This is a genomic window from Desulfobacterales bacterium, assembly GCA_034003325.1.
GTDB lineage: Bacteria > Desulfobacterota > Desulfobacteria > Desulfobacterales > JAFDDL01 > JAVEYW01.
Genome location: JAVEYW010000014.1, coordinates 119,039 through 127,556 on the forward strand (window position 1 = coordinate 119,039; position 8,518 = coordinate 127,556).

An 8,518-nucleotide genomic window follows, 5' to 3' on the forward strand; every position below is an offset into this window, starting at 1 on the left:
AACGCCCGACACTATCTGGAGAACGCCATGAAAAACCTCGAAAAATTATTAGACCGAATCATCAACCAACTCAACATCAACCTCAGGCGCCTTGATTTTGATGCGAAGCCCCATCTGAAAGAACGCCTGCCGCTAACTCAATTACTGAAATTTTATGCCTTTTACGGTATCTCTTCACAACATCCGATACATTTTCATTTCAGCAATTCAAATCTGGCGGGCAGCTATTTTCTCGGCCAGTGCAAGGTGGACAACTCCATTCTCTATAAAAGCGACATTCGGGGGGATGAGTTGAAAGCCAAGGGGGGCACCTATACGTATCAAGGCAAAGCGTTGACCGTGGAGGAAGATGAGTTTATCTGGATCAAGGGCAGTTATCTGCTTAAAACCCTGGTACACAGCTATTCTCATGACCCGGAAAAGCTGGAGTTATATCTCATTAAAAATTCGGCAGCCAACTCCTACAGCAATATTCACGGCTCTCCGATGGAAGGGTGTTTTTTAAACGCCTTTGCCACGGTGGATCTGACAAGCCTTTATGATTGCGTGGTCGGCCGATTTGCGTATGTGCAAACAGGCGCTCTTGAGCATGAATGGGTTCCGGACGGCCAGATCTGGATTCGAAACCCGGAGGCCTTCGACTTCAAGTACCGCCATTCCGTTGATGTATTGGACCGATATATTTCCTTTGCTCCCGGCAACCCGGCCAAAGGCATTTTCATTGATTTTGTCGAAGATCGAGAAGACGAATTTCAGCAGTTGTTTGAAGTCGTGCATCGCAAGGTGCCGATTCCGGTGCCGACCGGCGCATCCCTCAACCGGTACGCCGTAATCCGCGGGGATACGACCATCAGCGAAAATGTGCTGGTGGCCCAACGCGCCTATCTTGACAACTCCTGGCTCGGTAAAGGCGCCAATGCTCAGGAACATTGCTACATCATTCATTCCTTCCTGAAAGGCTATGTCGTCATGGCCCATGGCGCCAAGGTCATTTATACGCTCCTTGACACAAAGGTGTTTGTGGGATTCAACTCCTTTCTGAGAGGAAATCTCGGATGCCCGCTATCCATCGGCGCCGGCAGCATTGTGATTCCCCACACCATTATTGATCTTGAGGAGCCGTTGACCATTCCAGCCAATCATATGGTATGGGGGTATATACGAAATAGCCGGGATCTTGAGAACAACAGCATTTCACTTGAAAAATTATCGCAAATCGACGGGGAGCTGCAGGTGGGGGAGATGACCTTTCAGGGAAACGGCGAATTATTCGTAAAGGCTTTCAAGTCGCGCATCGAGCATATTCTGACTGACAACGGGGCTTATTTCGACGGCCGGAAAAACAGGGGCCACGCACAAAAAGCCCAAAACATCTCTTATAATATCATTCAACCCTACGCTGTGGGACCGTCCAGGGGACTTTATCCCACCATTGACATTTACCCTTGATTAAAAGGCAACGCAGGGCTTGGTGGCATCAAAAATTATGTGGCGTAAAATTCAACTCAAAACCCGGCTTTTTGCCATTCTCACCGGCTTGGTGCTTATCAGCTTTATCGGTGGGACCGTCATGGTCTGGTACACGTACCGGATAGAGCGCCTGTTATCAAATGTAATCGATAAGCACCTGGCCGCCTTTGAGTCGGCAGAAGCGCTTGAAACCGCGCTGGTGAATCAGAAGGGATTTGTCTCCTATTATCTTATGGACCATAATCCGGACTGGCTTCGCCAGTTGGGTGAATACCGGCAAATTTTCAAGGAGCGGTTGCTTGAAGCCAAACAAAATTCCGATGAGTCATCACAAAATGAAATTCTTGCCCGAATCGAACACGAGTATAACCAGTATATTGCTTCCAAAGACCGGGTGATTGATTTTTATAAAGCCAGCCGAACAGCGGAAGGCGCCACACTTCACGTAAAAGTTAGAAGTTCCTTTTTTACAATTCTTGATCTCTGCAATAAATATAAGAGCCTCCATAAACAACAGATTCTAAAAACCCGTGAGGTCAGTCACACCCATGCACTGCAGTTGCGTATCATCGCGGCACTAGCGGCCGGAGCCAGCGCATTGTTGGCTTTGGGGCTGGCGATTTTTCTTTTTAATCAAATTCTAGACCCCGTGCACCGGCTGGCCATGGAAGCCGAAAGACATCCGGGAAAAAAACGAACAGAAAATGACATCAGCGCGCTTCACCGCAGTGTCCGGGGCCTGCTTGAAGACGTGGACACCACCCGGCACGAGCTTGAAAAAAGCCGGGAACATCTGCTTCAGTCTGAAAAGCTGGCGCTGGTCGGCAAACTGGCCGCCGGCATGGCCCACAGCATTCGAAATCCCTTTACCTCGGTAAAAATGCGGCTTTTTTCCTTAAGTCGCGCCATGGAGTTGACCGAAACCCAACGGGAGGATCTATCGGTAATTTCCGAGGAAATCCGGCATATCGATACCATCGTTCAAAATTTTCTTGAATTCTCAAGGCCGCCGCGATTGCAGATTCAACGCATCAGCCCGTCGATTGTCGTGAATCAGGCACTTCAGCTTCTGGTCCATCGGCTAAAATCATATGCGGTGGAAGTCACCGTAAAACGGCAGGAACTCTTACCGGAAATTCTGATCGATCCGGAGCAGCTCAAGGAAGTGTTTGTCAATCTGATCGTCAATGCTTGTGAAGCCATGGAACACGGCGGCGAAATCGTGATCACGGAAAATGTGACCACCGTATCCGGACTTGGAAAATCCGCGATCATTGAGGTCATAGATAACGGCCCCGGCATTCCCGAAACGTTACGGGACAAGGTGTTTCAGCCGTTTTTCACCACGAAGGACGAAGGCACGGGACTGGGTCTCGCTATTGCCGCTCGAATCATTGAAGAGCATCAGGGACGTATCGAAGTCGTTTCACCGAAAGATCGGGGCACCACCTTCAGCATGGTGCTGCCGTTGGAGGATAGGGTGTCATGACCGGAAAAGCACAAACCATCTGCGTGATAGACGACGATGATCAATTACGAACCAGCTTTCACAAACTGCTCACGGAAGAAGGATATCAGGTGTCAGGCGCCGCCTCGGGAGAGGCCGGGCTTGAACTGATTGATCGTGAAATACCCGATCTCGTGATTTTAGACATGCGCCTTCCGGGCATGAACGGAATGGAAACGTTTCAGAAAATTCACAAGCGGGAACCAAAACTTCCGGTCATCATCATGACAGCCTACGGTACCACGGACACGGCGATTGAGGCCACCAAGCAAGGCGCTTTCGACTACATTCTCAAGCCCTTTGATATTCCGAACATGCTCAAGGTCATTCATCAGGCCCTAGCTGCGGGCCGGTTTATGCGTTTTCCCGTGGACATGAACGGCACGCCGGACAAAATATCCGGCGAGGCCATTATCGGTCGCAGCCAACCCATGCAGGCGATCTACAAAGCCATCGGAAGGGCCGCGCCCACCGACGCCACCGTTCTGATTCGAGGAGAATCGGGCACCGGAAAAGAACTGGTGGCCCGCGCCATCTATCAGCACAGCCTGCGCTCAAAAGCTCCGTTCTTGATCATCAATTGCGTGGCGATTCCGGAAACATTGCTTGAAAGCGAGCTTTTCGGGTTTGAAAAAGGCGCCTTTACGGGCGCCACGCATCGCCGGGTCGGGAAAATCGAGCAGGCCAACGGCGGCACGGTATTCCTTGACGAAATTGGGGACATGCCGTTTAATCTGCAATCCAAGATACTGCGACTGCTTCAGGAGAAAAGCGTCGAGCGTCTGGGCGGCCGGGAAACCATTCCCGTGGATGTCCGAATCATCGCGGCCACCAACCGCGATCTTGAAGAAGCGGTTGCCACCGGCAAATTCCGGGAAGACCTTTATTATCGAATTAAAGTCGTCACCGTTCAACTGCCGCCACTTCGTGAACGGCCGGAAGATATTCCCCAGATGGTTGAGTACTTCACGGCGCGGCATGCCGCAGACCTTGGCATCACCACACCTTCCATCACGGTTGAAGCCCTGGCGGCGCTGACCACCTACAGCTTTCCCGGCAACGTGCGCGAACTTGAAAACATCATCAAAAAAACCATCATTTTCAACCGAGGGGCGCCTATCTCCAGGGAAGATATCGCACAAACCCTGAACGAGAAGGCTTCAACACCGCTTGCCACATCCCCGGACGACGGTTCCATTCTCCGTCAGTGGGCGCAGAGAGTTCTGACGCGAAAAGCGACTGATAATCTCTATGATCTCAGCATGGATCACGCAGCCGCCATTCTGGTTAAGGAGGCCCTCAATCTCACCGGCGGCAACCGGTCTCAGGCCGCCAAGCTCCTTGGCCTCTCCCGGCCCACGCTTCACGCCAAAATCGAAAAATACCAGCTTGAAATGAAAACAACGGTGGAATAACCCCGGACATTTCAAAATACCAGATTACCATCATACCGGATTCATAATTACCACATCCATCTCGCCGGAAAGCGCCGCCTTCACTCTTTCGGCATCGCTCACCGCTCCCACAACGCTTCCGTAATGCATCGGAGTACCAACCCGGGGCTTGATAGTGAGAGCCTCCTGAATGACTTCAAATATTTTCTTGACACGCTGCGGAATACTTTGTAAACATCGCCCCCAGATTGAGGATTCCTTTCTTTGGATTGGTCAATTCGGCTTCAAAGTTGAAAGTATCAAAAATAGATATCCATGAATAACGCGCCGAAACCGGCGCAGCCTTTTCTAATAATTGTCCCCGGCAACATCGTGTTTTTGGTGATGCAACAGACCTTGCTATTCGTGCTTCCCTTCCGAATAGAACTGAGCTAATCGTTCCCGGGCTTCACTGAAGTCACCGATACTCGAATACCCATTGAGCGCTTCAAGGCGAAGCGCATCATCCAGTGAGCGGCCAACCACATCGAGAATTGTTTCCTTTGCGGATCGAATCGCCTGTTGGCTGTTGCGCTGGATCATGGTGGCATATTGTTCCGCAGTCGCCATGAGGCCTTCCTGTGGAACCACCTTCGTGACAAGGCGCAGCCGATAGGCCTCTTCCGCACTAATTTCGCGCCCCGTAAGGGTAAGGTCCAAAGCAGTCGCAACCCCGGCGATGGCGATCAACCGGACGATCCCGCCATCGCCCTGGTGAAGCCCATATCTAACTTCAAATACGCCAAACCTGGCATTTTCCGAGGCGATTCGAAAGTCACACGCCAGGGCCATTTCAAAGCCGCCCCCAATGGCGCACCCGTTGATCGCAGCAATTATCGGCTTTGTGATTTTATGCTGGCCCCGTGTAATTCCCCCTCCAATGCCGGTATGAACATTTTTTCTAACGTCCAGCATATTGCTTTTTTCCAGCTTGGGAAGAAAAGTTTTCAGATCGGCACCGGCACAAAAAGCCTTACCCGAACCCGTAAGGATAGCTACATCCAGCGAGTCATCTTTTGCGAAATCATCCCATACGGCCCAAAGCGCTTGATTCAATGTCTCATCAAGTGCATTCCGTACCTCCGGTCGATTCAGGGTAATATAAGCAATCCTGTTTCGTTTTTCGTACAATACGGCAGTCATGTGGATACTCCTTTGTCGGTTCTTTGTTGCGTCAAAATCGTTAACCCTCCTCAAAAATAGTGTTTATTTCTCATAAAATTTGTGCGTTATCCATCCAAGCCTGCCGGGTGGTGCGGCAATTTAAGAATCGTGGCCGCATTTTCGCCTAAAATCCTTATTTTGGATTCCTCTTTGATCGGAAGATTCTTTATAGCTTGAACGTTATCGACAAGGTTGGTTACGCCGGGCCAGTCCGAACCGTAGATAACTTTATGGGAGAGGCGCTCAAAACCCGGAAAATAATCCAGCAGTTTTTTGGGCGGCAACCCCGATATTTCCATATAAATATTTGGGTGCAGCCGGGTAACCGCGAGTGCGTTTTCATACCAGAGCGGCCGCCCGCAGTGGCATTGAAGAAGAACCAGGTCCGGAAAATCCACGGCAACATCATCCAGAAAGAGGGGATCCCCGTACTTCAGTCTTGCGCCTGCAAAGGTCGATGAACCCGTATGAAATGAAATGGGAAGCCCCAGCTCCTGCGACTTTGCATAGAGCGGATACATCACGGCGTCATTGGGATAGAAATTCTGGTAAGTGGGGTAAAGTTTGATTCCGCGAAACCCGAGCTTTTCAGTGAGACGCTCAATTTCTTCGGCCATATTCAAAAAGGTATGAGGATTTAAGTTTGCAAAAGGGATCAGCCGATCGCTGGCCGAACAAAATCGGGCGACCGCTTCGTTATTCGATATTCCGGTAACCATTGGAGAGATATCTGCCAGAATAACGGCATAATCAATCTCCGCCTCATCCATTAGGTGAAGGAATTTCTCCGGAGAGGCGTAGGTCTCTATCATCCATTCCAGGCGATCGCCCCAGGACTGCCGCAAAAATTCCGCCAGGGATCGGCTCATGGGTTGGTAGTGGTGAGTAATGTGAATATGAAAGTCTATTTTCAATGCCGAACCCTTTCCTTTGCAGTGCATACGCGCCCTTATAATTGCGAAGTGTCCACCCGCGATCAGGATTTATGAATGGACGCTGTTTAGCCGGGCATTGTCGATAAAAAATAGAGTACCAACGGCTTTTATTTAATCCGAGGAACAAAATCCGGAGGCAATTTCCCCTCTTGCTTCAGTTTTTGTACAATCATGTCAACCAGATCCTTCTTAATCAACTTTGCTCCCGCTGATCGAGGTAATTCGGAAACAATCTCCAGCCGCTCCGGGAAATTATACTTGGCGGTCCCATGCTGACCAAAAAAAGAACTCATCTCTTCAAAAGTAAATGTTTCACCGGATGCGGGAACAACAAAGGCACAAACCCTTTCGCCGAATACAAGATCCGGCATACCGATGACGGCCGCTTCAGCCACTTTTGGATGTTCCAATAAAATGCCTTCAATCAACCCTGGGTTAATATTTTGCCCTCCGCGAATAATCATGTCCTTTTTTCGCCCTACAATGAATAACACGCCGCGCGCATTAATATACCCGATATCGCCACTGTGGTAATATCCTTCGGAGTCAAAAACGTCTTTGTCAAGCTCAGGCTGACCAAGATGCCCCCATGTTTTTATCGCGCCGCGCCATTTAACTTCGCCATTCTGTCCGCGAGGCACTTCCTGATTATCATCGTCCACCACCCTGAGATCAAGGCCGGGAAAACTTTTCCCCGCAGCTGCAAGACGTTCATCCTCTGGATCATCCACCGAGCAAACGGCGGCCAAGCCGCCTTCGGTTGATCCGTAGAAAGTCTGCAGCCGCGCCCCGAACCTTTTTTCCGCCTCCCTTGCGGCATCGTATGGAAAGGCGGCGCCAGCATTTGGAATACATCTTAGCCGGCTTAAATCGTAAGATTCCAAATCTTCACATAGCAGTTTGATTGCCTGCGTGGGAATCAAACAAAGAACGGTTCCTTTTTCCCTTACAACAAGATCCAGCGCCTTTTTCGGATCTTCCCACCGCTCCAAAATAACTGATGTAGCACCGGCTCGTAAAGCACCCAGAACCGGGCAGACATATCCCGTAGCCCCGGTACTTATGGGCGCTGCAGCAATAAAAATATCGTCCGGAGTAACTTTAGTGCCACCTTCCAGAATTCCTATTTGCAGGTCGGTTAAGTTGTTATCGGTCCACTGGCCGATTTTAGGAAGCCCGGTTGTCCCCGAGGACACCATAACCGACAAAGGCCAGTTTGGGTCAACCTCAATTTGATCCAGGTAATCGGCCGGATATTTTTCCTCAATTGGCTCCTCAATCAGTCTGTCAAAAGAAAGCAGTCCTTCCGGAACATCGTCACCAATAACAATCACATGGTTTAATGCGGGAAGTTCCGGCCTCAGTTTATTGATCATTTCCATATAATTAAAGTTATGGAAAATATAGGGAACAATCACCATCTTGGCTTCACTTATTTTCAATAAGTGACCGATTTCCTTTTCCCTCCAGGCATTTGACATCGGAACAAAGTTAGCACCAACCCGGTTTAACGCAATATGGGTGAGGGGCATTTCCGCCCAGCCGGGAGTTTGAACAGCCACCGCATCTTTTGCCTTTACACCCAATTCTATGAATTGAAGGGCCAACCGCTTAGTTATTTTTTGGGCCTGCCGGTAGGTAAGGCGCCACTTGCGGTCAACTATCGCCTCCTTATCGGGGTATTTTTCCACATTTCGATCGAAAAAATCGTGAACGCACAGGTCTGTCCAAACACCCAGGCTACGATACTCCTGTTCTTCTGCATTGTTATCTTTCCAGACACGCTCAAGCTTCATAAACCTTACCCCCTTTTTCTGAAAGAAATTCATCGAAGTCTAGCGAATGGGTTTATCTTTGTTTGATTGAAAACAAGTCCTAAACTCAATGCCGTTTCCTTAAGGAACTTAAATGCGTTAATACTTTAAAAATACAATCTGTTATGCTATAAATACATTGTTCTTTTGTATCAGTAAAAAATTCAAAAAAAGGAGAGAACAATGCTCAAAAAC

General features: G+C 49.4%; 6 protein-coding genes. 3 read left to right on the forward strand and 3 right to left on the reverse strand.

Annotated elements, in window-relative coordinates; translation table 11 throughout:
- Window positions 1-27 precede the first annotated feature (27 nt).
- Genes RBT11_15205 through RBT11_15215 form a run of 3 tightly spaced genes read left to right on the forward strand, consistent with a single transcriptional unit; the run spans window position 28 to window position 4,392 of the window.
- Window positions 28-1,449: a transferase gene (locus RBT11_15205; protein MDX9788127.1), complete on the forward strand. Its 1,422-nt coding sequence runs from the start codon at window positions 28-30 to the stop codon at window positions 1,447-1,449.
- Window positions 1,450-1,471: 22 nt separating this feature from the next.
- On the forward strand, window positions 1,472-2,959 hold the full coding sequence (locus RBT11_15210) for an ATP-binding protein (GenBank protein ID MDX9788128.1): 1,488 nt from the start codon (window positions 1,472-1,474) through the stop codon (window positions 2,957-2,959).
- The gene (locus RBT11_15215) at window positions 2,956-4,392 is read left to right on the forward strand and encodes a sigma-54 dependent transcriptional regulator (protein ID MDX9788129.1); all 1,437 of its coding nucleotides are present in this window, start codon (window positions 2,956-2,958) and stop codon (window positions 4,390-4,392) included. The genes RBT11_15210 and RBT11_15215 overlap by 4 nt, the downstream gene beginning before the upstream one ends.
- Before the next feature lie 378 nt (window positions 4,393-4,770).
- Here the strand turns inward: RBT11_15215 and RBT11_15220 are convergent, their stop codons facing one another.
- The 3 genes from RBT11_15220 to RBT11_15230 form a co-directional block, all read right to left on the reverse strand.
- Window positions 4,771-5,553: an enoyl-CoA hydratase-related protein gene (locus RBT11_15220; protein MDX9788130.1), complete on the reverse strand. Its 783-nt coding sequence runs from the start codon at window positions 5,551-5,553 to the stop codon at window positions 4,771-4,773.
- Window positions 5,554-5,639: 86 nt separating this feature from the next.
- The gene (locus RBT11_15225; protein ID MDX9788131.1) at window positions 5,640-6,488 is read right to left on the reverse strand and encodes an amidohydrolase family protein; all 849 of its coding nucleotides are present in this window, start codon (window positions 6,486-6,488) and stop codon (window positions 5,640-5,642) included.
- Window positions 6,489-6,616: 128 nt separating this feature from the next.
- Entirely contained in the window at window positions 6,617-8,305 is a 1,689-nt protein-coding gene (locus tag RBT11_15230) for an AMP-binding protein (protein ID MDX9788132.1), read from the reverse strand.
- Window positions 8,306-8,518 lie beyond the last annotated feature (213 nt).